Source organism: Priestia sp. VA7, assembly GCF_055710015.1.
In genome coordinates, this window is the sequence record NZ_JBVQPN010000004.1 from 437,914 (window position 1) to 462,771 (window position 24,858).

Sequence of the window (24,858 nt, forward strand, 5' to 3'; positions counted from 1 at the left end):
AGCAAAGTATTTTAGTTGAAGGAAAATCCGAACGATGAATCGAGGTTCTTCATTAAGAATCCAACTCGTTCCGATTTTTTCATTGGCAAGGTGAACGTATGTCTCAATCTTATTTTTGATGTCTAAAAAAAGGAAAATAGTGAAAGGATGGTGATAAATAAGAAAAAGGAGGAATCACGGATGCAAAAGTTGATAATGAATGGATGCGTAGTCTTTGTGCTGTTATTGTTAGGAGCATGCAGCATGGTAAAAGAGCAAAATAATGCTCATGAAAACCACCTGAAAATAGAGGAAGCGAAAGAAACAAGCGAAGTATCAGTAGAACCTGTTAAAGTGGATTTAACAAATACATCGGGCAAAAAAGTAGGAGAGGCTACCCTGTCAGAAGCAAAGAACGGCGTGCACATTAAATTAACTGCTCAAGGTCTTTCACCGGGGAGACATGGATTTCATATTCATGAAATAGGAAAATGTGAGGTGCCGGATTTTAAAACAGCGGGTGCCCATTTTAATCCTTTTAAACGTGAACACGGCCTTAAAAATACAAAAGGCCCGCATGCAGGTGATTTGCCCAATCTAGAAGTTGCTCCAAATGGCAAAGTAGATACAGAAATTTTTGCTTCTCTTGTCACGCTGCAAGAAGGAAAGCCGAATTCTCTTTTGGATATGGATGGATCGGCATTAGTGATACATGATAAAGTCGACGACTACACAACGGATCCTTCAGGAAACTCAGGAGATCGGATTGTTTGTGGAGTGATTACAAAATAAGCCAAAAAGCTGTGAGATCATTCACGGCTTTTTTATTTCAGTAACGAGCCGCTTCTAAATTGCGGTGAGCTTCTTTTTTTTGCACAATAGAAGAAAGAGCTAAAGAAGGTGAAAACATGCATAAGCAAGTTGTCGTAATAGGCGGAGGAATAGGTGGGTTAACAGCGGGAGCGCTTTTAGCTAAACATGACTATGAAGTGACGGTTTTAGAAGCTTCTCGAGAATGGGGAGGCTGTGCAGGGAAATTTCAGCGTCATTTGTATACGTTTCCTGTTGGGGCGACGCTTGGAATGGGATTTGAGCACGGAGGGATACATGAGCGAATCGGCACGTACCTTGGCCTAGAAATTGAAAAGGTTTCTCTTGAGAAAATCATGAAAGTTCATCTTCCTCATCGTACACTGATTTATTATCAAGACCGGTATCAGCATATTTCCTATCTCCAAAAACAATTTCCTCATAAAGCAAAAAATATTAGGAGTTTTTATGAAAATGTTTTTAGAATTGCAAAAGAAATTCGCAAGCTTATGCAGTCTCTGCCGGTTCTTCCTCCTCTAACAGTCGGTGAGTGGAGCAGGCTGGTAAGTTCGTTGAATGTTGGTTCTGTGAAGCTGTTGCCTTATTTTCATCAATCGTTTAGTTATTTACTAAAAAAACACAGCTTGTTAGACGAAGCGGACTTTCTTCATTTTGCTGATGGTCAATTAATAGACAGCATGCAGACAACGAGTGAGAACTGTTCAATGCTTATTGGATGTTTAGCGTTAGATATTTATCACGAAGGTGCTTTTTATGTAAAAGGTGGCTTATACAAAGTCGCAGAAGCGCTGCAAAAATCGATTAAAGTCAACGGAGGAAAAACGATTCTAGGAAGGAAAGTAGTAAAGATAGAGCGTGATAATGACGGGTGGATCGTGCATGATCATAGAGGTAATCGTTACTGTGCATCAGACATTGTATGCAACGCGCCGGTTCAAAGCTTAAAGTCTTTGCTGCATGATGAAGATTACCAACATATTCATAAGCGAGCAAAAGAAAAAAGCGAGCTTTCGCAGTGGGGAACGTTTTCGATGTATTTTGCGATTGATGAAAGAGATCTGCCGCAAAAGGTAGAGTTGTTTCATCAAGTACTTCAATCCGAACAAGGGGAAATGACGGAAGGAAATCATTTATTTCTCTCAGTCTCTCATCCTGATGATCGTTTTCGAGCGCCTGAAGGCAAGCGTACAATTACAACGTCTACTCACATTGATCTTAGCAAGTGGAGTAACAAAGAAGCCTATGACCTTCAAAAACAAGTTCTTGAGAAAAAAATGGTAGCAGGCATTAAAACCATTATTCCTAGCATTGAAAAAGCAGAGCATCAAATTTCGGGAGCTCCTAAAGCATGGGAAAGGTTCACCTCTCGCCCAAACGGGGGAGTGGGAGGCTTTCCGCAAACTTTAGATCATGCCTTGTTCAACAGCATTTCGCATCGATCTGGCTTACAAGGACTGTGGTTATGTGGAGATACAGTGTTTCCGGGAGCGGGAACTATAGGCGTATCGGTAAGCGGCTATCATGTGTTTCAAAGTATAACGTCTCATCGCCATACGTTACCTTAACATTTCTTACATACAAACTACTATTGTTCATACTATTAAAAAAACACCGGCCCTATTACCATAGGGCCGGTGTTTTCAGGAGAGGAACAGCTTCCACCACTTCCGTTTTCGCTTCATATCAGCAGCGGCGGTTTGTCTAAAGGTTTGGACAAAATCACTAAACATCTCTTCGCGTTCAGCTACGCTTTGACGATGGAGCTTACGCTCTTTCTCCATTTCTTTTAAATAATAGACTCGTTCCTCGTTCATTGAATCAATTAAATCACGAAGCTCTTCTGTCGTATTGGTTGAAGAATTGTTTAATTTTTCAACCATAAATTTTACTTGATTCATCGCAACGGTGGAATTACTGGAGAATCGATCTAATAAATACTGCATTTCTTTAGAGGATTCATCCGCATTCTCCATGACATCTTTCATGAAAAGGCGCATATCCTCGGTTTTCTCTTCAGCGATTGTTGAATAATCTTCAATCAAAGAAGTGACTTCATCAAACGATTTTTCGTTAGAACGGATAATTTTTTTAGACATATTTTCTACATCTCTTGCGCTGCGTTCTGAAGACTCAGAGATATATGCCCCAACCGACTCCACCATTTCTACAGTTTGGGTAGCGCTTTTTTCAAGCTCTCTTTTTACTTCTCCGACAATTTCTTCGCGAACTTCATTTCGCATACCTTCTCGCATTTCTTTTAACAAATCAGCTTTAAATGTATCAAGCACTTCAAACACATCTTCATAGCGGCGAACAGCTTCTACTAATTCCCCTTGAAGCAGTTCTTTTTCATTCACAACAAGGTCGTTTGGTTTTGGCTCTTCAATAGAAGCAGAAATAGCCTGCTTTTCTTCTTCAGTAGCTAATCGTGCTTCAGGTATAGGAGGGGTCTTCTCTTGCTTATTTTCTGAAATGCTTTCCTGCTTTTCAGCAGCTTTTTTCTTTTCTTGCTTCATTTGTTTATTGGAATGTTCTTGAAAATCAATGACGTTTTCTTTTTTAGCAGTTTTCAACTGTGCCGGTTCTTCTTCTTTTGAAACCGCTGCCTCAGATTCCATCACTAAATGCTCCTGTTCTTCTTGTTCTTTTATCAGCAGCTGAACGTATTCTTTGACTTCATCTAACGTACATTGTTCATCAAACAGCTGTTTAATATCATTAAATAATTCAATTTGTTCCTCTGTATAGACACGGGCACCATCTACTCGTTCAATTGTTAAATAGCTGCCCAATAATTTTTCCCATTGTTTTAGCGTTTTCTTTTCTACCTCTAATTGATCACTTACTTTTTTAATTGTATATGTCTCTATCATTTTTCATTTCCTCCCTTATCTATTTTCATCCAACTATGTAATGGATTATTTGTTGTATGTTGTATTCACCATATCTTCACTTGTTTTCCTGCTAGGTGACAAAGGTTGTCAAAACTAGACGACATTAGCCTTCTATGTAAAGAAAACGCATATTTTGTAAAAAAATGTACATAAATGCGTAAATGGCAAAAATGGAAAATACAAAAGAAAAGAAGAGTATAGAAAACAGTTGACGGGAAAAAATGAATTCTATAAGATAAGTTTAAATGTTTAAGTTCTTGAACATATAAACGTAAGGAGTGAACACTATGTCACAGCATTATGCGCTCATCACCGGTGCGTCGGGAGGAATAGGTAAAGAGTTAGCTTATCAATTCGCAAAGGATGGGCATCCTGTAATTTTAGTTGCCAGAAGCGCTGATAAACTAGCGGCTATTGGAGAGAATTTAAAATCTACTTATAATATTGAAGTCATAACGGTTGTTAAGGATTTATCAAGAGAGGAAGAGATACAGTCATTATATGAAGAACTTAAAAATAAAAAAATGCACGTTGATTATTTAGTGAACAATGCTGGTTTTGGACTATACGGCAAATTTATTGAAACAGCTTTAGATGAAGAGTTAAACATGATTGATTTAAATATTCGAGCATTAACTCATTTAACAAAATTATTTTTACCGGATATGATCAAAAGAAATCGTGGAAAAATTTTAAATATTGCATCTGTTGCTGCATTTATGCCAGGTCCACTTATGACGGTATATTACGCAACGAAAGCGTACGTATTATCTTTCACAGAGGCCCTTGAAAATGAATTAAGAGGTACCAATGTAACGGTAAGTGCTCTATGCCCGGGTCCAACTAAAACGGGTTTTAGCGACCGAGCCCAGCTAAGCAACTCCAAACTTTTTCAAAGCGGTGCAATGGATGTAGAAACAGTAACGAAAGTTGGCTATAAAAAATTTATGAAAGGGCAGACGGTTATCGTACCAGGAGTACAGTTTCGTCTTGCTACGTTCATCCCGCGCTTCGTGCCAAGAAAGTGGCTTACATCCGTTGTCCGCAGAACACAAGAAATTAAATAAAGGAGAATCTATATGAGTGAAAAAGCAGTCGAGTTATTTCGTGCCAGCATTCCCATTTTTCAGGCTCTAAGTGATTCAGCAAGACAAGATATTATTTTGCTGCTCGCCGAAAAAGAGCCTTTAACCGTTAATGAAATTGCAAACGAGTCTACTCTATCACGACCGGCGATTTCTCATCATTTAAAAATTCTACGCGATCAAAAGCTTGTGCAAATTGAGCAAAAAGGAACGCAGAGATATTATTCATTAGCTTTGAATGAGGCAGTTGAGCTATTAAAAAACTTGCTTGCTACAGTTGAAGCCGAATGTTTATAGGGAGATGAAAGGAATGAACCACGAGCGATTCTATATCACAGATGAAACAGTCATTGAACATATTGTTTCTACACAAAAGCAGTATTTCTATGCGCAAAAGACAAAGAGTATCAGCAGCCGCATTCAAGCGCTGAATAAGCTAAGAGACGCAGTCAAACAAAACGAGCAGAGAATTATGGATGCTTTAAAACAAGATTTAAATAAATCTGAAGTAGAGGCTTACACGTCGGAAATTGGGATTTTACTAGAGGAGATTCGATTTACGCTTAAGCATTTAGCAAAATGGATGAAGCCTAAAAAAGTAAAAACTGCTTTAACACATGTGGGCTCTAAAGGGAAAATTGTTCCTGAACCGTATGGAGTCGCGTTAATTATTGCTCCGTGGAACTATCCGTTTCAATTAGCACTGTCTCCTTTAGTAGGAGCGATTGCTGCTGGAAACACGGCGATTATAAAACCTTCTGAATTAACGCCTAGCGTATCTCGCGTTATACAAGAATTACTGGCTGAAGCTTTTGACCCAGCATTTGTGACGGTGATTGAAGGCGCTGTAGAAACGACAAGCCTGCTTTTAAAACAGGCGCTTAATTATATTTTCTTTACGGGAAGTGTAAATGTAGGGAAAATTATTATGCAAGAAGCAGGGAAGCAGCTTATTCCAGTCACGCTTGAGCTAGGCGGAAAAAGTCCGTGCATTGTACATGAAGACGCAAACCTAGATCTTGCAGCGAAGCGAATTATGTTTGGTAAAGGGATGAATGCAGGCCAAACGTGCGTTGCTCCTGATTATTTGCTCGTGCATAAAAAAGTGAAAGCGCAGCTTGTAGAGAAACTTCGCGAAGTAATTTCTCAATTTTACGGTAGTAATCCACTTGAAAGCAACCGCTACGGCCGTATTGTCAGTGAGCGTCATTTTACTCGGCTAGTTGAGTTTTTAAAAGACGGAAATGCTATAGTTGGAGGCGGGTACAATAAAAACACGCTAACAATAGAACCTACGGTGTTAAGTGAAGTAAGCTGGACATCAGATGTTATGCAAGAAGAAATCTTTGGGCCTATTCTTCCTATGATTGAATATGAAACACTAGACGAAGTCATTCATAAAGTTCAAGAAAAAGCTAAGCCGTTAGCTCTTTACTTATTTACAGAAAGTGAAGATGTGCAAAACGTGATAACGGAGCGCCTTTCATTTGGAGGAGGCTGTATAAACGATACGCTTATGCATATCGCTACGCCATATTTGCCGTTTGGCGGAGTGGGAGAAAGCGGCACGGGTCAATATCATGGAAAAGACAGCTTTCAGACATTCACTCATTTTAAAAGCATGCTGTCTCAAACAACCAAGTTTGATTTGTCATTCCGCTATCCTTCGGAAAAACAAAGCTTGAAAATGATTAAAAAACTATTGAAATAAAAGAGCCTCCTGATAGGAGGCTTTTTCGTTATTTTGAAAGTAAAAGCTGAGAAAGCGGCCATTTTTCTTGGGTATATGCCATTTCCCAAAATAAATACTCCAGTTCACAGCTTTTGATGAAGTGATCTTTCATACGGTTACGTTCTTCTTCAGTCGCTTGTTCGGCGAGTTCATCAAGCTTGTTACAAAACCATTGTGTTGTGCCATTCATTTCTTCATTATTATAAAACTGAATCCATTCATAAAAAGGATGAGAAGGAGATGGATTTACTTGTTCTGTAATGCGCTGGCCAATTTCAACGTACGTCCATGGACATGGAAGAAGCACTGCAATGATTTCTGCTAAGCTGCCTGTATGCGCAACACTTGTCATATGGTTAATGTAGTGGCTGGCCGTCGGTGAAAGCGTCTCAGTGTGAAGGTCTTCATAACGTACGCCTGCTACTTCACAAAAATTATTGTGAGGGTGTACTTCACTATGTAATACCGTAGAAATGCCGGCATTAAAGGCTTCCATTTCGGTACGCGTGCGGCATTTTGTTAAAGCAGCGCCGTAAATGCGAACAAATGCTGTTAAGTATTCGTAATCTTGAGAAACGTAGTGAATAAGCGCTTCTTTTGGCACGTTTCCTTCAGCAATTCCTTTAATAAAAGGATGGTTAAAAATGGCTTCGTAAATATAGTTTGCTTCTTGTCTTAATTGAGATGAAAATGACATCAAAATCCTCCTTTAATATGAGGAAGTCACAAACAAGCACATAAAGGAAATAAAAAACACTCCGTTTATAAACGGAGTGGCAAAGGACAGTAAAAAACTGAACATTGCCACTTTCCTACGCTGGTATGAGCCAGATCAGGTTCAAAGGGATCAAGAAAACTTGTCTCAGCCGGTGGCACCCCTAGTGGACTTCCTATTAATCTACGTTTAACTTACCATATATTCTGAAAAATAGAAAGCGTTATGGGGAATTGTGTGCTAACAACTTTTCTTTCTTAAAGAGGAACTTTCTTAAAGCTATTTTTAATCATTTTTGTTTAAAAATGCATATTTTTAGGGAAGAAGAGGTATTAATGAAGGGAAGAGCCGTTTTCGTCTCCGAAACACTCCCATATAAATAGAAGAAAGGAGAGAACAAAATGGCGAAATTTCGTTTGTATGCTGTATTAAATACAGTAGGCTTGGCTATTACACTACTTGTGAATTATTTAGCAAATGCCATTCCAATAGGAGGCAAAACAACGGGAGAAGCTTCTGCGCAAGTTCCTACGTTGTTTACACCAGCGGGTTATGCCTTTGCTATCTGGGGCGTTATTTATTTATTATTAACCATTTGGGTTATACGCCAATTTTTTGCAAGAGAAGATCAAAAGGAAATATATGCACGTATCGGCATTTGGTTTTTTCTAAACTGTTTGTTAAATAGTGCGTGGATCTTTATTTTCCAAAACGATTACTATAAGTTATCTCTTTTAGTTATGCTCTTTATTCTAGGCACATTAATGATTGTGTATTCCACTATTCAGCATTCTCGAATGACGACATGGTTTATGCGTCTGCCGATTTCGCTTTATCTTGGATGGATTTCTGTTGCGACTATTGTCAATGTGTTTGTCGTATTTCAAGCAAATGGAATACAGCACTTGATTGGCTTAAACGAGTTAGCATGGACGATTATTATGCTGCTGGTAGGAGCTGTGCTGGGCATTATGTTTACATTAAAAAACCGAGACGCTGTTTATCCGCTTGTTTTTATTTGGGCTTATATTGCCATTGCAGTGAAGCAAAGTGGAAATCAGCCAATTGTCATTACTGTCATCATTTCAGTTGTTTTATTAGCAATTGCCATCATTGTGGGATTGATTAAACGCTATAGACGTTTTTAAAAAGAAGCTCTAGCTTTTGTAAGCTAGAGCTTTTTATGATGCTCTTTTGATTGTAAAAAAGCAGCTGTAAAAGCAATTAAGCTAATTAAAATACCAAAAGGAACAACAATTGGTACGAATGATAAAATAAATGTCATAAGTGTAACCTCCATGTTGCATCGGTGCATAATGAAAAATTCAACTTTTTTAAATTGAAGTTCCGCTACTATAGTATGCTAGGCTTTATGTTTGGAGCCTATATGTTTAGAAATAAACGAAAAAGGCAAAATACGTTACATATAGGTTATATAGGAGGAGTTAAAATGGAAACATATTTAGTTGCTTACACAGATAAAGATGATATGGAATATAAACAAGTGACATGCGAGAGCTATGAAGATGCAGAGCGTACGGTTCTTCGTTTAGAGAGAGAAGGGCATATGCATATTGAAGAAATATCAAATCAAGAAGCCTATCGCGGAGACGAATCATCGTACAGAGAATGATTTTTGAATAGAAACATCAAACTTAAAATGAAGAAGCAGCTGCTTCTTCATTTTTTCTATTCTATATAGATATCGTTTTATAGAAAAAAGTAAAACGGGAATGATTTTCTTCTGCATTTATGGTACAGTACTAATCAGGTGAGTTTTGAGTTTAGAAGAGGAGAGAGTAACATTATATGAGTAAAGGAAATCAGTGGTCTTCACGCCTCGGTTTTATTTTAGCATCTGCTGGGGCAGCAATTGGTCTAGGAGCGATATGGAAGTTTCCATACGTAACGGGAACCAGTGGCGGTGGAGCGTTTTTTGCGTTGTTTATTTTATTTACGATTTTTATTGGATTGCCGCTTCTGTTGGCAGAATTTATCATTGGAAGACATACGGGGAAAGAAGCGATTAGTGCTTATAAGGCAATTGCTCCAAAATCCGCTTGGGTATGGATTGGCAGGCTGGGAGTACTAAGCTGTGTCGTTTTGCTTTCCTTTTACAGCGTCGTTGGCGGCTGGGTGATTTTATATACGATTATGAGCGTAACCGGTATGCTAAGCGGAAAAGAGTACGGCCCGTTGTTCAATGCCGTCATTAGCCAACCTTATGTAGTATTAGGTGCACAGGCGCTGTTTTTATTAATTACAGTGTTTGTTATTTCAAAAGGCGTACAAAAAGGAATAGAGCGTGCTAATAAATACATGATGCCGCTGTTATTTATCTGTTTTATCATTATCGTGGTGCGTTCTTTAACATTAGACGGAGCAATGGACGGAGTAAAGTTCTTTTTGAAACCGGATTTTTCAGCCATTACAGGGGCATCTGTTCTCTATGCGCTCGGTCAGTCGTTTTTCTCGCTTTGCGTGGGATTATCCTGCATGGTGACATATAGCTCTTATTTAGGGAAAAAAGTAAGCTTGACACGTTCAGCTGGTACTATTGCTCTTTTGAACTTGTTTGTTTCGCTGCTGGCGGGCTTGGCTATTTTTCCAGCCGTTTTTTCATTTGGATTAAAGCCAACTGAAGGACCTGGACTTTTGTTTGTGGTCTTGCCAACAGTATTTGAGAAAATGCCGTTTGGTACCCTCTTTTTAGCACTGTTTTTAATTTTATTTCTATTTGCTACGCTTACGTCTGCTTTTTCACTGCTGGAAATTATCGTAGCTGCTTTAACCAAAGACGATCAGACAAAACGAACTCGCTACGCTTCTTTATCAGGGATTCTTGTGTTTGTGGTAGGTATCCCATCAGCGCTTTCGTTTGGTGTACTAAAACATGTCTCACTTTTTGGCAGAAGTATATTTGACGTAGCTGACTTTTTTGTGAGCAACTTAATGCTGCCTCTGGGAAGTTTAGCCATTGCGATTTTTGTGACATTTAAAATGAAAAAAGAAGCCGTGTATGAAGAGTTTATTTCAGGAAGTACAAAAGGCGCTAAATTATTCAACGCATGGTTCTTTCTAGTTAAATACGTATTGCCTATTATTATTATAGCTGTTCTATTAAGCTTACTTGTTGCATATTAAAAAAAGCACTCATCTGAGTGCTTTTTTTGTTTATTTTGCAAAAACGTGATTTCCGATTGTAATCGTAACCTGTTTTTGACGAAGCCATTGGTCGCTTGTTTTATCTGGATTAAAGAAGAATAACGAACCTTTTCCTTGGCCTCTAAAAGCTAGTGCTTCATTTACAGCTTTTTTTGCTTCAGCATCCGCTGCTTTATTAATTTCACCGTTTTGTACAGGTGTAAACTGTGTACCTTGATAAATCACATCATGAATAGAATTTGGGAAAGAATCGCTATCCACGCGGTTTAAGACAACTGTTGCTACAGCCACTTTGCCAGCGTAAGGTTCGCCTTTTGCTTCAGCTTGTACAAGGCGAGCTAACAATTCTTTATCACTTTCGCTAATAGAGTTAGGGATTGTTAGTGTTTCATTTGCATTAATAGAGTCGGTAGATTTGTGATTCGCTTCTTTTAACTGTTCAACCGTAACTCCGTATTCAGCGCCAATCTTGTAAAGAGTCTCTCCAGCTTTTACGCGATGGGTTGTTTCAGCGGCATTTGCCACGTGACTCATGCCGAACATAGGAACCGCTAGTGCTCCAATAATTGCTAGTTTCTTAAACATAAAGTAAGTACCTCCTGAAATCCTTTTGAACGCCCCTTTTTTCACGGATCGGTGCGTGCTGTGCACCGAACTTTATATGTACGTTTCAAAGATTAACAGGTGTCAATACATCTTGTCACTGCTTAAAACATACCAATCTAGGAAGAAATTATAATAGTTAACAGATAATTTGAAAAATACGTTGACTGATAATAAAGGAGTGAATTATAATGAACGAGTAAATAGTTAACCGTTTAACTGGAGAGATTTTATGGGAGAAAAGATAACGATTCGTGATGTAGCGAAGCATGCAGGAGTGTCCGCAGCTTCAGTATCTTACGTCTTAAACGGAATTAACAAAGTATCCGATGAAACAAAAGAGCGAATTTTAACAGCGGTAAAAGAATTAAACTACGAACCAAATTTAACCGCCGTTAGCCTTTCGAAACAAAAGTCAAATATGATTGGCGTTATGTTCCCGCTTACAGATGATTCACTTTCTACTATATTTAAAGATAACCATTATTACAGTGAAATGATTAGTGGAATTGAATATGTAATCCGTAAGCATGGTTATGATCTAGTCATATCTGGAGCGAGTAGCCCGGCTGATTGCCTAAAATGGATTCGAACGAGAAATATTGATGGTCTTCTGTTTTTAGGAGCCTTCCCGCATCGATTGTATGAGAAAATGAAAGCGTTATCGAATCCGATTGTGCTAGTAGATACATATGAAAGGTACGAACGTGATTATCATCATATTTCTGTAGACGATGAGTATGGAGGATATCTAGCTACAACCCATTTAGTGAATTTGGGGCACAAAGAAATTGCCTTTGTTGCTCATCACCTCGTCAATAGTCCAGTGGATAAAAAGAGGTATATAGGCTACGAGAAAGCATTAAAAGAAGCGGGCATTACGCCATCAAAGACGTTTGTTTTTGAAGTGAACGAAAGTTCGTTTGATAACGGTTACAATTTAGGGAACAAGCTGCTGAAAGATCACAAGGATATTCGGGCGGTTTTTGCATCCTCTGATACGCTGGCGCTTGGAATTATGAAAGCACTGCAAGAAAAGGGGAAAAAAATTCCGCAGGACTACTCAATCGTAGGGTTTGATGACATAACGTTTAGTAGCTATGCATCTCCCAGTCTAACAACCATTCGTCAAGATGTATTTAACAAAGGAGTCGTCGCCGCGACGTCGGTTATTCAAGCAATTGAACACCGTTTCAGCACGCTGCAGCATGTGAAATTATCGGTTGAACTTATTATTCGAGATTCAACTGCTAAGCGCGGGTGAACCGCAGTAAGTTAACCGGTTAACCAAAGTTTAGCCTTTATAAAAAAAGGGGATATAAGTTAGCATTCACAAAAAAAGGGGATATGAAAATGATTAATGTTACAGTATGGAATGAAAATCGTCATGAACAGAAAAATCCGGTTGTAAGAGAAATTTACCCTGAAGGCATTCACGGTGCCATTGCTTCTTTTTTAGAAGAAGGAGGGTTTCGTACACACACCGCAACATTAGACGAAGTAGAACACGGGTTGACTGAAGAAGTATTAAATCAAACGGATGTTTTAGTATGGTGGGGTCATTTAGCACATGACGAAGTGAAAGATGACATCGTTGAGAAAGTAAAGCAGCGCGTGCTAGACGGTATGGGGCTTATTGTCTTACACTCAGGTCATTTTTCTAAAATTTTCAAAACGTTAATGGGCACAAGCTGCGACTTAAAATGGCGTGAAGCAGATGAAAAAGAGCGCTTGTGGGTAGTAGAACCGAGCCATCCGATTGTGGAAGGTATTGGTGAATTTATCGAGCTTGAGCGCGAAGAAATGTATGGAGAGCACTTTGATATTCCAGCACCTGATGAACTAATTTTCACGAGCTGGTTTGAAGGCGGAGAAATTTTCAGAAGCGGCTGCACGTACAAACGCGGAAACGGAAAAGTATTTTATTTCAGACCTGGACATGAAACATATCCAACATACCATAACAAAGACATTCAGCGTGTCATTATGAATGCTATTAAATGGGCGAAGCCAGCGGAGAGAAAACGTCCTGTTTACGGCAATGCGCAACCGCTTGAATCAATCGCTGTTAAAAACTAATTAATAATGCTTAAGCAAAGGGGATAGGAAAGATGGCAAAAGTAAAAATTGGCGTTATTGGGTGCGGAAGCATTGCGCAACACCGTCACTTACCAGAATATAAGATGAATGAACAAGTAGAATTAGTAGCCGTTTGCGATATAAACACAGAACGTGCAAACAGCGTAGCACAGCAGTACGGTGTAAAAGCTTACACAAACTACGAAGAACTTTTAGCAAGCGGTACAGTGGAAGCAGTGAGCGTATGTACGCCCAATTATCTTCATGCGCCTATTTCGGTTGCAGCGTTAAACAGCGGAGTTCATGTCCTGTGTGAAAAGCCGATGGCAACATCAGAAGAAGAAGCGAAAGCAATGATTGAAGCAGCAAAAACAAACGGTAAAAAACTAATGATCGGACATAATCAGCGCTTTGTAGCTTCTCATCAAAAAGCTCGTGAACTTATTGAAAAAGGGGAAATCGGTAAAATTTACAGTTTCCGTACGGCTTTTGGCCACGGTGGTCCTGAAGGTTGGAGCGTGGACGGAAAAGACAGCTGGTTCTTCAAAAAAGACGAAGCGTTTATTGGGGCTATGGGGGATTTAGGCGTTCACAAAACTGATATGCTCCGCTACATATTGAATGAAGAAATTGTAGAAGTCGGTGCATTTGTAGAAAGCAATGCAAAAGACTTTGCAAATGTAGATGACAATGCTGTGTGCGTATTAAAAACGGAAAGCGGGATTATCGGGACGCTTGCGGCAAGCTGGGCTTACAATGGAAAAGAAGATAACTCCACGATCGTTTACGGAGAGAAAGGGATTCTTCGTTTGGAGGACGATCCGACGTATTCATTAGTTGCACAATATGCAACGGGTGAAGTGGTGAACTATGAATTAGGAAAAATCCAGTCGAACGATGAAGGCGGACAAAGTAATTCTCACGTCATTGAACAATTTGTAGATGCAGTGGCGGAAGATAAAGAATCTCCTGTTCCTGGTGAAGAAGGATTAAAATCACTTGCTGTTATTTTAGCAGCTTTAAAATCAAGTCAAACGAAACAAATTACGCGCGTGTAAGAGGTGAAAAACGTGAGAATTGGCATAATCGGAGCAGGAGGGATTGCTGTAAGCAGGCATATCCCGGCATTCAAGCAACTGGGTGATGAATGTGTGATTTGGGGGCTTAGCGATATTAATAGTGAAAGAGCCACAGAGGTAGCCAATGAGCATAATATCCCTCACGTATTTGTTGATTACAAAGATATGTTTAAAGAAGTGGATGCTGTATGTATTTGTACACCGAATAAATTTCACGCCGAGTTTGCAGTAGAAGCGCTAAAAGCAGGCGTTCACGTCCTATGTGAAAAGCCAATGGCGATGTCTAAAGAGCAAGGTGAAAAAATGCTTGCTGCTGCTAGAGAATCGGGTAAGCAGTTAGCGATTGCGTATCATTACCGATTCATGAAAGAAGCGCAGGCTGCGAAAAAAATGATGACAGAGGTAGGGCGCCCATTAGTTGCACGTGTCAGAGCAATGCGTCGCCGAAAGGTTCCCGGTTGGGGAGTATTTACGAACAAAGATCTTCAAGGAGGAGGCAGCTTAATTGATTACGGCTGCCATTTGCTTGATTTAACGCTTTGGCTGATGGGAAACCCAAAGCATACTGAAGTGCTGGGAAGTACATATAATGACCTGAGTAAAACGCCTAACCAATTAAATCAATGGGGAGCATTTGATCATGAAACATTCAGCGTAGATGATCATGTAACGGCCTATATTAAATTTGAAAATGGAGCGTCGCTTCTTTTAGAAACTTCTTGGGCTGCTAATATCCAAGATGATGAAGAGCACGTAAGCATATCAGGGGTAGAGGGCGGTTTAAGCGTGTTTCCATTTGAACTATACACGTCTAAAAACGGTATGCTCATGAACAGTACGTCACCGTGGATAGATGGAGAAGATAATTACAGCCTGAGTCAGGCTAAAAATTTCGTTGAAGCGTGTAAAGGAAATGCTGAATTAGTGGTAAAGCCACAAGAAGCGCTTCAAGTCTCAGCTATTATTGACGAAATATATCGCACAGGAGGAAATTAAAATGAAACTTGGAGTATTCACGGTCTTATTTGCGGATCTTTCTTTTGAAGAGATGTTAGATAAAGTAAAAGCAGCAGGTCTTCATGCTGTTGAAATCGGAACGGGCGGCTATCCGGGAAACAGCCATTGTCCGCTAGATGAGCTGCTTGAAGATGAAGAAAAAAGAGAAGCATATATGAAGCAGATAAAAGACCGCGGACTTACAATCAGCGCATTTAGCTGCCACGGCAATCCTATTTCACCTGAGGCAAGTTTTGCAAAAGAATCTGACGAAACGCTTCGCAAGACCATTCAACTAGCATCATTAGTAAATGTTCCAGTGGTTAACTGCTTCTCTGGAACAGCTGGAGATCACGAAGAAGCGAAGTACCCAAACTGGCCTGTTACTCCCTGGCCTAAAGAGTATGGAGACGTATTGAATTGGCAGTGGGAAAATAAGCTTGTTCCTTATTGGAAAGAAATTGGAGAACTAGCGGAGGAGCAAAATGTAAAAATTGGTTTAGAACTTCACGGCGGATTTTTAGTTCATACTCCGTATACGCTCCTAAAGCTTCGCGAAAAAACAAGTCCAGCGATTGGCGCTAACCTTGATCCAAGTCATTTATGGTGGCAAGGAATTGATCCGGTAGGAGCTATTAAAATTTTAGCAAAAGAAAATGCAATTCATCATTTCCACGCAAAGGATACGTACTTGGACCAAGATAATATTAACATGTATGGCCTAACAGATATGCAGCCATACGGAGAAGTCCAAACGCGTGCATGGACGTTTAGATCCGTAGGATGCGGACATGATGTAAAAGAGTGGTCTGATATGATGAGTGCACTTCGCACATACGGATACGATTATGTAGTCAGCATTGAGCACGAAGATCCAATCATGTCGATTGAAGAAGGATTTAAACGCGCGGTTACAAACTTACAAAGTGTATTAATTGAAGAAACTCCCTCACAAATGTGGTGGGCATAAGCAAAAAGAAGCATCTCTAAAAAGAGGTGCTTCTTTTATTTTCGTTAATAAATCAATTCGCCTTTTGTTCACCTGAATTTCGATACAAACGGGTGATTGGCAACCCAAAAACGCCAAGGGTAATCCTTCGCTTCACCAGAATTATCAATGCCAACGCGAGGTCCGGCGGAAATCTCTGAAGGAGTGAAGCCACGAGCAATATAAAGAGGAGGACTGGTTAAATCATGACCGTACAAATCCATTGAAACCCCTAGTGCTTTTGTTAGTTTCCCAGGGCCGTTTGTCCAATTTATTTCATTTTCCATCCCTCGACGTCTATGTTTCATCAAATTTTTTCCGCTAAATGGCTCAATAGCTCGAATGAGGACGCCTTCTGGACAATCGATGTCGCTGCTTACAACATTGAGTAAACAATGTGTATGCATTGTATGCGTATAGGCATGACCAGAAGGACCGAACATTACCTCCGTTCTTTTTGTGCGCCGGTTATTAAAGCTATGAGCTGCTCGGTCGAAAGGCCCTTTATAAGCCTCAGTTTCTACAATGAAACCAGATGCAGTTCCTTCCGCCGTTTCGTGAACAAGAAGACATCCTAACAGCGACTGAGCTAATTCAAGTGTAGGCTGTTGATAAAATAAAAGAGGAAGTGGTTCAATCGCTAAAAGAGAACGCGTCATTTGCTGTAGTCCATCCTTTCAAAACAGAGTCATTCACGCTGTTATGCGCATCTTTTATTATGATGTTTTCTTTGTTATTTTGCAAAGGAAGGCACTGATTAATACAGTAATCTTTCTTACCCCACGTTCAAGTATTTATCATGATTCAACTTACTCTATGAAATTATTTTATTTGAAAGAATGGTTTCGTTTTGCACGTATAGGGGGAATATTTTACTACAATACTTCGCTTTTGCTGCTGGTATGATATACACAGTTCATCCATATTTTACATAATTTTAGTTTTGAAAAATAGTGATCCGTCTTTTCTTTATTTTCGTTCTACACATGAAAGCAAAATAAAAAGATTGAATTGTAGAAAGTTCTTTATAAATGGAAATAAAGAAAAAATATCCTTCAAAGAGTATTTAAGGGATTTTAGAACATATTAAAAATAAAATTTATACACTGTGAGGAATAGCTATGAACATCCACTTTGATACATTAATGAACTTATCAATTAAACATATTTTTGGGCCTGCATCTCAAACGATCAACTATCTGACATATCACTCAAAGCAGGTTCACGACGGATCAGTATTTTTTAGTATAAAAGGTGAAAATGAAGATGGACATCAATATATTAAAGAAGCTATAGCCAGAGGAGCCGTAGCAGTCTTTGGGACAAGCATTGAGGAGCTGCGTCTTTTGAGCACTCAGTATTCTCACTGTACGTTTTTAGCAGTTGACGACGTTCGCAAAGTAATGGCATCTTTTTCTAAAATGTATTTTGATTATACGGATGAAAAAATTGAGACAATTGGCGTTACAGGTACAAATGGTAAAACAACCGTAGCAGCTTACGTAAGGTCGCTTTTAACCCTTTTAAAATTGCCGACAGGATCGATTGGCACGACCGGCATTTGGTCATCAAAGAAGAAGTTAGTTTATAAAAAAAGTACGCCTACAACACCTGAATCGGTAGACTTGCATAAAATTTTTTATGATTTGTATACAAGAGGCGACGAAGCGGCAGTGATGGAAGTATCTTCAATTGCGATTGATCAGCAGCGAGTAGAAAATATTTATTTTGATGTAGCCATTCACACAAATCTTTCAGAAGAGCATCTAGAGTATCATAAAACGTTTGAACACTATAAAAAGTGCAAGATGAAATTATTTCAGCAGGCAAAACATGCCGTTATTAATATAGATGATCAGGACATGGGTAAAGACTTAAGCAGGCTATTTGAAGGAACTAAAGTCACGTATAGCTTATTAAATAATGCGGAGGCCACTCTGCAAGCAAAAAATATTACTGCCAAAGACGGAGGCTCTTTCTTTGATTTACTGTATAAAGGACAGTCATACAAAGTAGCAGTGCCTGTATATGGCGATTACAACATTGCTAACGTGCTAGCGGCCATTGGTACAGCTCTTCACTTTGAATACCACATTGAGGATATTATTAGCGTGCTTCCTCAATTGGAAAGTCCAGAAGGGCGCTTTCAAGTGATAGAAGGTCCTAATAACCAAAAAGTGATTTTAGACTATGCCCATACGCCTGTTGCCCTTACGCGTTTAGTAGAAGAAGTAAAAAAGATGGAGTATAACCAGCTAATTGTCATGATTGCAGGGATTGGCATTCGAGATTTTAATAAAATGCCTAAAATGGCGCGTGTCATTGAAGGAAAAGCAGATGAAATTGTCGTAACTGTTGATCATCCAGGTCACCATGATCCGAACGTAATTGTAGATCAAGTAATGACGGGTTTTTCAAATCCAAGCGCAAGTAATATTCACCGTGCCCCTACTCGAACAGAAGGAGTATTAAAGTCGCTTTCTTTAGGAAAGCCGAATGATATTATTTTACTCACAAGCGGCTGTATTAACGGCGCTCAGCTTGTAAAAGGCAACGAAATTCCGCATTCAGATGAAGAAATTATTGCCTCTTATTATGCATCGTTAAGCAATATTTCCTAATACTCTTCTTCATTTATCGAACGAACGTGGAGAAATTGAAACAGCATACGAAAAAAGGTCTCTTACTATTTTTAGAGACCTTCTTTTTGCATCAAAACTATAGGCTATTTTCTCGCTGTGTTTTTGGTTCTTCAATTTTCACATCATGTTCTTTAGCCAGCTTTTTAATAGCTGCATTGTAATCGCGTATGCCTTTTCGTGCCTCATCAAGCATAGCGTTTGCCTCAGCAATAAGGTTGCGATCCTGCTTTTCTAAAGCGCTGACAATTTTAATGAAAGCATTATACTGGGTATTGGCAGCCTTTATATAGCCTTCATGAACCTTTCGAAGATCGTCGGTTTCTACATCGATGTTTTCTAGTTCGTCAACAAATTTACGATAGGTAGGAATGACTTCACTCGTCATCGTATCGTACATCACCGCGTCACTTGTGTAGTTAGCGTCTGTAACAGAATCGTATGAGTCAATCGCTTCTTTTTCAAGCTGAGCGGCTTTTTTTAAATCTTGGTTGTTATAGTCGATTAAATCATCTTGAACAGGATCACTAAAGCAGGCGGATAATAAAAACAAAAGAGGGACAAGACAAAATAAAACCTTCTTCAACGAATTTCACCTCCGTTTAACAATGTATGAAATATCTGCTTGGCAAAGTCGGTTTTAATAACTGGAGAAAAAGAAGGGAGTGTATAAAAGGATTTTTAAAGGTCGGCAGTGAATTTATTCATAAGTCGGTTTGTAGTTGACCACCCCTTAGTAGCAGGAAGGAAGAGAAAATGATTAAAATAAAAAGAGACCACTTAACGAACAATGAAGTTATTGAACTAGTAAGTTCTCACCTTCAAGGAATGAACTTACATTCACCCCCTGAAAGTATTCATGCTCTAAATATTGAAAGCTTAAAACACCGTGATATTACGTTTTGGAGCGTGTGGGAAGACAGCCAGCTAGCAGGATGCGGGGCTATAAAAGAGTTAGATGAGCACCACGGAGAAATTAAATCGATGCGAACAGCCGCGGCTCATTTGCGAAAAGGAATTGCTAGGAAGCTGCTGCAGTACATAATAAATGAAGCACAAAAACGAGGGTACCGACGCTTAAGCTTAGAAACTGGATCCGCGTCTGCTTTTGAACCGGCTAGAAAGCTGTACGCCAGTTTTGGATTTTACGAGTGCGAACCGTTTTCTACTTACAAAGAAGATCCATACAGTGTATTTATGACAAAGAAATTGAATGATTAAAAGAGGATGGGACAAAAGTATTTTAGTTGAATGAAAATCCGAACGAGGAATCAAGATTCTTGATGAAGAATCCAACTCGTTCGGATTTGTCATGGGGATGGTGAACGTAGGTTTCGTATATGTAGTTGCTTCAAGCGGTTGATTTAGTTATGTCTCCACCTATTTATTTTTTGTTTTGTCATAATTCATATAAAAAGGTATAAACTAGGCTTTTTCACTAGACAAAAAGGTTTTTCCTATGTAGTATAGGTGTCAGATAATACAAAACGAATGTTCAGTATAAATAATAAATGTGCGGGGCGGTGGAAATAGCTTGAATAAAAAAAAGCTTCAAAGTGAACAAACCAAAAGAAAAGTGGCAGATGCCGCTAAAGCATTGTTTTCTCAAAAAGGTTATAAAGCTACATCTATTGAGGAAATTGTAGAAGCTACGGGAAGCAGTAAAGGGAATATTTATTATCACTTTAAAAGTAAAGAAGGGCTTTTTCTCTATTTAATAGACGAATGGGATCTCGAGTGGGAACGAAACTGGAAAGAAAGAGAGTCTCTTTACAAAACAACAAGAGATAAGCTTTTTGGAATTGCGGAGCAAATCATTTTAGATGATTTGAATCATCCTCTTACGAAAGCCGCCGATGAGTTTTTTAACAACGAGGAAAAGGGCAGCGACATCGAAGAGCGAATTGATGAAATGGTGAAACGACACGTGGAGTTTAACCGGGAACTTTTGCAAAAAGGCATTGATGAAGGAGAGTTTTCTCCTAAAAATGCAGAACAGCTTGCAGTGATTTTAGAAGGGCTGTTTGTTGGAATGAGCCGCATGTCTCGAAAAATGAACACGGAAAATGCCCTGCAGCTTTATCATTCAGCAATCGATGTATTTTTAAACGGAATTATAGCAAGGTCTTCTTAAATAATCGGGGATGCTTATTGCGGTAATGAGTAATCCCTCATTATTTTGTATTTTTATAGACCGAACGTTCAGTATTTTTGTAATCAGGAGGTTTATATGTCATTATTGTTAAGAAATCGAGCGGCGATTTTGCTGCTCATGCTAAACATTTTTATTATTTTTACAGGAATCGGTCTCGTTATTCCAATTATGCCAACATATATGACGGAGCTTCATATCAACGGCAGCGTGATGGGGCTTTTAGTAGCGGTGTTTTCACTAACTCAATTTCTGTTTTCACCTTTAGCGGGCCGGTTATCAGATTCATTAGGGAGAAAGAAAATTATTGTAGCGGGAATGATTGTTTTTGCTTTGTCTGAATGGTTCTTTGGTTCAGTGAGTACACCTCTTTTATTATTTGTATCGAGAATGTTAGGCGGGGTCGGGGCCGCGCTTATTATGCCTGCTGTTATGGCCTATACAGCGGACGTCACGTCTGCTAAAGAACGCGCTAAAGGAATGGGCTATGTGACGGCGGCGATTACAACAGGATTTATTATTGGGCCCGGTATTGGAGGCTTTTTAGCTGAATACGGCATGCGTGTACCATTTTATATGGCCGCAGTAGCAGGAGGCTTGGCTGCAGTGATTACGCTTTTTGTTTTGCCAGAGTCTCGTCCTGTACAAAATCATGCTGTTTCAAACAATGAGAATCCAAAAGAAGATCGGCTGCTACTGCAGCTTATGAATTCCTATAAAGAACCTTATTTTCTAAGTTTAATTATTGTTTTTGTGACATCGTTTGGATTATCCAATTATGAAACGATTTTTTCACTATTTGTTGATCATAAATTTAGCTTTACGCCAAAAGATATTGCGTTTGTTATTACGTTTGGCTCTATTGCGGGGGCTGTAGTGCAGGTTACGATTTTTGGCTGGATTTTAAATAAGTTTGGTGAAAAAAGAGTGATTTCGTTTTGCTTGATGATGACGGGACTTTTTATTTTACTTACGCTGTTTGTGCACACGTACTGGCTTATTATTGTTGTGACATTCATCGTCTTTTTAGCAACAGATATTTTACGTCCGGCAATCAGCACGCAAATGTCGATGATGGCACAAGACGACCAAGGGTATGTAGCCGGACTAAATTCTGCTTATACAAGTCTTGGGAATATTATTGGACCAGTTGTAGCAGGCTTTCTCTTTGATATAAACATTAATTATCCGTACGTATCAGCTGCACTTGTACTGCTGCTTTGTTTTCTTTTATCTTTAAGAACAGGGAAGGACAGAAAAACAGCTGTGAGAAATCAAGCGGTTCAAGAGAAATAACCATAAGGAAAAAATGATAGAATTCCTAGGGAATTGAAGACCTCGAGTAGCTTACTGGAGGTCTTTTGATTATTCTTTTAGTAAAGGTGTAAGGTTTACAATGGTACTCAGCCTATAGAGAAGCTTTATTTTATCGGCAAAATAGTGAAATGGTTGCAAATAAAAAAGGTTAATAGTAAACTTTATACGTAACAAGAATAGTATGGGAGCTTGCGCGGAGCAGGCTGAGAGTACAGGGACGCCTGTTGACCATTTGAACCTGTTGGATAATGCCAGCGCAGGGAATGTGAGTACATACCAAAGCACTTTGCGCATGCAAGGTGCTTTTTTGTTTTTTTTTGCAGTGTTAAAACTAAATGAAAAGAGTGAGAGAATATGGATATTAGTAAAATTTCAGCTCAATTAGAAAAAGTAAGAGATACAAGTCCGCTTGTTCATAATATTACGAATGTTGTGGTAACCAATTTTACAGCAAATGGCCTGCTTGCACTAGGAGCTTCACCTGTTATGGCTTATGCGAAGGAAGAAGTGGCTGACATGGCACGAATCGCCGGAGCGCTTGTCTTAAATATGGGTACACTGACGGCTCAAGAAGTAGAAGCGATGAGAATAGCAGGAAAATCTGCAAATGAAAATGGCGTGCCGGTTATTTTCGATCCTGTAGGAGCCGGAGCGACACCGTTTCGTACAGAAGTAGCACGTCAGCTTGTAGAAGAATTAAATATTGCAGTTATTCGTGGTAACGCTGCTGAAGTTGCGAATGTAGTAGGCGAGTCATGGCTCATTAAAGGCGTTGATTCATTAGAAGGGCAAGGAGACGTCATTGAACTTGCTGAGAAAGCAGCGAACAAATTAGATACAGTGATTGTTATCACGGGTAAACAAGATGTAATCACAGATGGAAATACAACGTATACAGTAGACAACGGTCACCCGTTATTTACGAAAGTGACGGGGACTGGGTGTCTGCTGACATCAATTATAGGAGCTTTCGCTGCTGTAGAAAAAGAATATGTCGAGGCAAGCGTTGCTGCTTTAAGTTTTTACGGAGTGGCAGGTCAAATCGCCGCAGCGAAAAAAGGTGAAGAAGGACCGGGAAGCTTTCAAATTGAGCTGTTAAATCAGCTTCATCTTTTATCTGGGCAGGATATTGAATCATATGCAAGAGTACATCAACGTTAAAAGGAGCCGGAAAATGACAAACGAAGAAATCAAAAAGCTGCTGCAAGTTTATTTTATAATGGGCAGCAATAACTGTACAAAAGATCCGAAAGAAGTGTTGAAAGAAGCAATTGAAGGCGGAGTTACCGTGTTTCAATTTCGTGAAAAAGGCGAGGGTGCCCTAACAGGAGAAGCGAAGTATCAGCTTGCGAAGGAACTTCAGCAAATTTGTCAGCAGCACAGCGTTCCTTTTGTTGTGAATGATGATCTTGACTTAGCCATCCGCTTACAAGCAGATGGCGTTCATATTGGACAGGAAGATGAAAAAGCTCATATTGTTCGAGAGAAAATAAGAAAAGGAATTGTAGGCGTCTCTGTTCATAATGTACAAGAGCTGCAGCAAGCGATAAAAGACGGGGCAGATTATGTAGGAATGGGACCTGTTTTTCCTACTTCTACAAAAAAAGACGCAAAAGCAGTGCAAGGTACAAAGTTAATTGAAGAAGTGCGAAACCAGAATATTGACTTTCCAATTGTAGGAATCGGTGGCATCACGCCTGAAAATGCCAAACAAGTAGTAGAGGCAGGTGCAGATGGCGTTTCTATTATTACCGCGATTAGCTTAGCAGCGTCTCCAAAAGAAAAAGCAGCTCAATTGAAAGAAGCGGTAGGAAAATAAAAAAGCGCACAGTGTGCGCTTTTTTATTATAGCTGAACAGTTTGGGGAGTCTCTTCGCCTTCATTCATAAAGCGAATTTCGTTCGGCGTAATTTCAAGAACAACATACTCAGGGTCATTTGGACCGTCAAACCATTCTTTCATGTGATCGTTCCATATACGCCCTTTTAATTGATCACCAGTACGAAGAACAGCTGTACCAGATAATTCTAAGTATTGATCGCCATATCCTTCGCCGCTGTAGCCCAATAGTACGTGCACGTTCGGATTGGCTTCGATTTCTTCTGCCTTATGTGTATTGATATTTGTTGGTGTGTAAAGAGCGATACCATCTTCATCGCTAAAGAATGTCATATAGCGAGAGTGGGGTTTGTTGTTTACAACTGTGGCTAATGTTCCTACACGATTTCCTTCTAATACTTCGTTTACTTTTTTAGCAATTTTTTGTTCATTCATTTTATCCATCTCCTTTATTACTTTTTATGTTCCTCAATCGAAGATAAATAAAACATACATGTCTAAAAAAATATAAGTTAATAATAAAATAATTATGTAAACTAGTAAAATGAAAAATAAAAAAAGCTAGCTACAGCTAACTAAAAAATAAGCCCGCACTGCCGTAACCCTAAGTGTCTTAAATACCCAGATCTACTAGGTGGGTGCCCTCATAGCCGGGTTTAGCGTCCCAAGAAGGGCGTGCTATCTGCAGCTAAATTTTGAGCTCCCTTTTAACACTCAAAGGTTTAAGACAACATGAGTATACGCACAGCGCAGGTATGTATAACA

At 39.3% G+C, this 24,858-nt stretch carries 25 protein-coding genes, 1 other RNA gene and 2 riboswitches; of the genes, 19 read left to right on the top strand and 7 right to left on the bottom strand.

All coding sequences use genetic code 11. The features are described 5' to 3' along the window. The first annotated feature begins 180 nt into the window (after positions 1–180). Positions 181–771 carry a superoxide dismutase family protein gene (locus AC0C45_RS20060; RefSeq protein ID WP_047931653.1) on the top strand — a complete coding sequence of 197 codons (591 nt, stop codon included), beginning with the start codon at positions 181–183 and terminating at the stop codon, positions 769–771. Positions 772–887: 116 nt separating this feature from the next. Next, positions 888–2,375 (top strand): FAD-dependent oxidoreductase, encoded by a 1,488-nt coding sequence (locus AC0C45_RS20065; protein ID WP_237893942.1) that lies wholly within the window; start codon positions 888–890, stop codon positions 2,373–2,375. A 75-nt stretch (positions 2,376–2,450) separates the two neighbouring features. Here AC0C45_RS20065 and AC0C45_RS20070 read toward each other — a convergent pair whose 3' ends face one another. Then, on the bottom strand, positions 2,451–3,683 hold the full coding sequence (locus AC0C45_RS20070; RefSeq protein ID WP_237893943.1) for a helix-turn-helix domain-containing protein: 1,233 nt from the start codon (positions 3,681–3,683) through the stop codon (positions 2,451–2,453). A 308-nt stretch (positions 3,684–3,991) separates the two neighbouring features. Between AC0C45_RS20070 and AC0C45_RS20075 the strand changes: the two genes are divergently transcribed. From AC0C45_RS20075 to AC0C45_RS20085, 3 genes are read left to right on the top strand one after another with little or no spacing between them, the layout of a single operon-like run. Beyond that, the gene (locus AC0C45_RS20075; RefSeq protein WP_034652547.1) at positions 3,992–4,771 is read left to right on the top strand and encodes an SDR family NAD(P)-dependent oxidoreductase; all 780 of its coding nucleotides are present in this window, start codon (positions 3,992–3,994) and stop codon (positions 4,769–4,771) included. Positions 4,772–4,783: 12 nt separating this feature from the next. Beyond that, a complete protein-coding gene (locus AC0C45_RS20080) occupies positions 4,784–5,086 on the top strand; it encodes an ArsR/SmtB family transcription factor (RefSeq protein ID WP_016763939.1) in 303 nt (100 codons plus the stop codon). Positions 5,087–5,099: 13 nt separating this feature from the next. Beyond that, positions 5,100–6,500: an aldehyde dehydrogenase gene (locus AC0C45_RS20085; RefSeq protein ID WP_171777301.1), complete on the top strand. Its 1,401-nt coding sequence runs from the start codon at positions 5,100–5,102 to the stop codon at positions 6,498–6,500. A 28-nt stretch (positions 6,501–6,528) separates the two neighbouring features. Here the strand turns inward: AC0C45_RS20085 and tenA are convergent, their stop codons facing one another. Beyond that, a complete protein-coding gene (tenA, locus tag AC0C45_RS20090; RefSeq protein WP_016763941.1) occupies positions 6,529–7,218 on the bottom strand; it encodes a thiaminase II in 690 nt (229 codons plus the stop codon). A 95-nt stretch (positions 7,219–7,313) separates the two neighbouring features. Beyond that, a riboswitch (TPP riboswitch) is annotated at positions 7,314–7,411 on the bottom strand. A 226-nt stretch (positions 7,412–7,637) separates the two neighbouring features. Between tenA and AC0C45_RS20095 the strand changes: the two genes are divergently transcribed. The 3 genes from AC0C45_RS20095 (at position 7,638) to AC0C45_RS20105 (ending at position 10,380) form a co-directional block, all read left to right on the top strand. After that, positions 7,638–8,384 (top strand): TspO/MBR family protein, encoded by a 747-nt coding sequence (locus AC0C45_RS20095; RefSeq protein WP_013082968.1) that lies wholly within the window; start codon positions 7,638–7,640, stop codon positions 8,382–8,384. A gap of 302 nt (positions 8,385–8,686) precedes the next feature. After that, on the top strand, positions 8,687–8,869 hold the full coding sequence (locus AC0C45_RS20100; protein ID WP_013056847.1) for a hypothetical protein: 183 nt from the start codon (positions 8,687–8,689) through the stop codon (positions 8,867–8,869). A gap of 176 nt (positions 8,870–9,045) precedes the next feature. Beyond that, complete coding sequence (locus AC0C45_RS20105) at positions 9,046–10,380, top strand: sodium-dependent transporter (RefSeq protein WP_237893944.1); 1,335 nt, start codon at positions 9,046–9,048, stop codon at positions 10,378–10,380. 30 nt (positions 10,381–10,410) lie between these two features. On the opposite strand, the gene AC0C45_RS20110 is transcribed toward AC0C45_RS20105, so the two are convergent. Then, positions 10,411–10,986 carry a cell wall hydrolase gene (locus AC0C45_RS20110; RefSeq protein ID WP_472797414.1) on the bottom strand — a complete coding sequence of 192 codons (576 nt, stop codon included), beginning with the start codon at positions 10,984–10,986 and terminating at the stop codon, positions 10,411–10,413. Between the two features lie 250 nt (positions 10,987–11,236). Between AC0C45_RS20110 and AC0C45_RS20115 the strand changes: the two genes are divergently transcribed. The 5 genes from AC0C45_RS20115 (at position 11,237) to AC0C45_RS20135 (ending at position 16,128) form a co-directional block, all read left to right on the top strand. Then, positions 11,237–12,268 carry a LacI family DNA-binding transcriptional regulator gene (locus AC0C45_RS20115; RefSeq protein ID WP_016763945.1) on the top strand — a complete coding sequence of 344 codons (1,032 nt, stop codon included), beginning with the start codon at positions 11,237–11,239 and terminating at the stop codon, positions 12,266–12,268. 89 nt (positions 12,269–12,357) lie between these two features. Further along, the gene (locus tag AC0C45_RS20120) at positions 12,358–13,083 is read left to right on the top strand and encodes a ThuA domain-containing protein (protein WP_013056851.1); all 726 of its coding nucleotides are present in this window, start codon (positions 12,358–12,360) and stop codon (positions 13,081–13,083) included. 32 nt (positions 13,084–13,115) lie between these two features. Further along, a complete protein-coding gene (locus AC0C45_RS20125; protein ID WP_016763946.1) occupies positions 13,116–14,141 on the top strand; it encodes a Gfo/Idh/MocA family protein in 1,026 nt (341 codons plus the stop codon). Positions 14,142–14,153: 12 nt separating this feature from the next. Next, positions 14,154–15,158 (top strand): Gfo/Idh/MocA family protein, encoded by a 1,005-nt coding sequence (locus AC0C45_RS20130; protein ID WP_237893946.1) that lies wholly within the window; start codon positions 14,154–14,156, stop codon positions 15,156–15,158. A gap of 1 nt (position 15,159) precedes the next feature. After that, a complete protein-coding gene (locus tag AC0C45_RS20135) occupies positions 15,160–16,128 on the top strand; it encodes a sugar phosphate isomerase/epimerase family protein (protein ID WP_472928643.1) in 969 nt (322 codons plus the stop codon). Between the two features lie 68 nt (positions 16,129–16,196). Here AC0C45_RS20135 and AC0C45_RS20140 read toward each other — a convergent pair whose 3' ends face one another. Next, positions 16,197–16,805, bottom strand: a complete 609-nt coding sequence (locus tag AC0C45_RS20140) for a DNA-3-methyladenine glycosylase (protein WP_016763949.1) — start codon at positions 16,803–16,805, stop codon at positions 16,197–16,199. A gap of 462 nt (positions 16,806–17,267) precedes the next feature. On the opposite strand from AC0C45_RS20140, the gene AC0C45_RS20145 reads away from it, so the two are divergent. Continuing rightward, positions 17,268–18,767, top strand: a complete 1,500-nt coding sequence (locus AC0C45_RS20145) for a UDP-N-acetylmuramoyl-L-alanyl-D-glutamate--2,6-diaminopimelate ligase (RefSeq protein WP_237893947.1) — start codon at positions 17,268–17,270, stop codon at positions 18,765–18,767. Between the two features lie 97 nt (positions 18,768–18,864). Here the strand turns inward: AC0C45_RS20145 and AC0C45_RS20150 are convergent, their stop codons facing one another. Further along, on the bottom strand, positions 18,865–19,371 hold the full coding sequence (locus AC0C45_RS20150; RefSeq protein WP_472928645.1) for a hypothetical protein: 507 nt from the start codon (positions 19,369–19,371) through the stop codon (positions 18,865–18,867). 170 nt (positions 19,372–19,541) lie between these two features. Here AC0C45_RS20150 and AC0C45_RS20155 point away from each other — a divergent pair, with 170 nt between their 5' ends. The 5 genes from AC0C45_RS20155 to thiE all read left to right on the top strand — a co-directional run bounded on the left by AC0C45_RS20155 (position 19,542) and on the right by thiE (position 24,073). Then, a complete protein-coding gene (locus tag AC0C45_RS20155) occupies positions 19,542–20,006 on the top strand; it encodes a GNAT family N-acetyltransferase (RefSeq protein WP_013082980.1) in 465 nt (154 codons plus the stop codon). A gap of 313 nt (positions 20,007–20,319) precedes the next feature. Then, positions 20,320–20,919: a TetR/AcrR family transcriptional regulator gene (locus AC0C45_RS20160; RefSeq protein WP_034652522.1), complete on the top strand. Its 600-nt coding sequence runs from the start codon at positions 20,320–20,322 to the stop codon at positions 20,917–20,919. A gap of 96 nt (positions 20,920–21,015) precedes the next feature. Next, positions 21,016–22,233: an MFS transporter gene (locus AC0C45_RS20165; protein WP_034652520.1), complete on the top strand. Its 1,218-nt coding sequence runs from the start codon at positions 21,016–21,018 to the stop codon at positions 22,231–22,233. Between the two features lie 192 nt (positions 22,234–22,425). Continuing rightward, positions 22,426–22,534, top strand: a riboswitch (TPP riboswitch). A 74-nt stretch (positions 22,535–22,608) separates the two neighbouring features. Then, positions 22,609–23,415, top strand: a complete 807-nt coding sequence (thiM, locus tag AC0C45_RS20170; protein ID WP_013082983.1) for a hydroxyethylthiazole kinase — start codon at positions 22,609–22,611, stop codon at positions 23,413–23,415. A 13-nt stretch (positions 23,416–23,428) separates the two neighbouring features. Further along, on the top strand, positions 23,429–24,073 hold the full coding sequence (gene thiE / locus AC0C45_RS20175) for a thiamine phosphate synthase (protein WP_047931634.1): 645 nt from the start codon (positions 23,429–23,431) through the stop codon (positions 24,071–24,073). Positions 24,074–24,099: 26 nt separating this feature from the next. On the opposite strand, the gene AC0C45_RS20180 is transcribed toward thiE, so the two are convergent. Together AC0C45_RS20180 and ssrS are read right to left on the bottom strand one after the other, a co-directional pair. Beyond that, positions 24,100–24,528 carry a pyridoxamine 5'-phosphate oxidase family protein gene (locus AC0C45_RS20180; protein ID WP_013082985.1) on the bottom strand — a complete coding sequence of 143 codons (429 nt, stop codon included), beginning with the start codon at positions 24,526–24,528 and terminating at the stop codon, positions 24,100–24,102. 146 nt (positions 24,529–24,674) lie between these two features. After that, positions 24,675–24,852, bottom strand: a non-coding RNA gene (gene ssrS / locus AC0C45_RS20185) — 6S RNA. Between the last annotated feature and the right edge of the window lie 6 nt (positions 24,853–24,858).